This is a genomic window from Ideonella sp. B508-1 (genome assembly GCF_000333615.1).
GTDB lineage: Bacteria > Pseudomonadota > Gammaproteobacteria > Burkholderiales > Burkholderiaceae_C > Ideonella.
In genome coordinates this window covers 1-612 of the sequence record NZ_BADL01000104.1, presented here as the reverse complement: position 1 = coordinate 612, position 612 = coordinate 1, and the positions used below count along the sequence as shown (strand labels likewise).

Annotated in this window: 1 protein-coding gene and 1 tRNA gene; one reads left to right on the top strand and one right to left on the bottom strand. The window is 67.6% G+C overall.

The window, feature by feature from the left end; genetic code table 11:
* The first annotated feature begins 113 nt into the window (after positions 1-113).
* Positions 114-434: a hypothetical protein gene (locus tag I73_RS04310; protein WP_022979486.1), complete on the top strand. Its 321-nt coding sequence runs from the start codon at positions 114-116 to the stop codon at positions 432-434.
* A gap of 27 nt (positions 435-461) precedes the next feature.
* Here I73_RS04310 and I73_RS04305 read toward each other — a convergent pair.
* A tRNA-Thr gene (locus tag I73_RS04305) sits at positions 462-537 on the bottom strand.
* Positions 538-612: the final 75 nt, after the last annotated feature.

The following is a 612-nucleotide window of genomic DNA, read 5'->3' as shown; positions in this document are numbered from 1 at the left end:
CGTCAACGGGGCTGAACAAAGCGTTTGAGTTTAGCACCGGGGGTTGTCACCCTCTGGACAGCCGCTTCTGGGGGGCGGCTGGCCTTTGAAGTGGGGCCGCTACACTGGTGGCCATGACGTCCCCACCCAAGCAGCAACCCCACACCCGGCCCGTGTCCGAGGCGCTGGGGGCCAATGCCATGCTGGGGCGGCTGCTGGAACGGCTGCGGGAATCGGAAGCGCGGCTGCGCTGCGTGCGCCAGGTGCTGCCACCGGCCATGCGCGCCCATGTGCGGGGCGGCGTGCTGGACGAGGAAGGCTGGAACCTGCTGGTGCCCAACAGCGCCGTGGCCGCCAAGCTGCGTCAGTGCCTGCCGCTGATCGAGCAGGTGCTGCTGGAGGAAGGCTGGGCGCGGGTCGCGCTGCGGGTGAAGGTCCAGGCGCCCGAGCGCTGAGCACCGCTCAACAGACCCTGAGGGGGGTGGTGCCGGCTGTCCGAATCGAACGGACGACCTACGGTTTACAAGACCGTTGCTCTACCAACTGAGCTAAGCCGGCAAATCAAGAGGCTGCGATTCTAGTGGCAAGCGCGGGTGGGCCCGTGCCGCCACGGCGTCACTTGATGCGCTTGAG

What these genes read in the sequence shown, in the direction of transcription:
- I73_RS04310 (WP_022979486.1), top strand. Translation starts at nt 114, where the DNA reads ATGACGTCCCCACCCAAGCAGCAACCCCACACCCGGCCCGTGTCCGAG.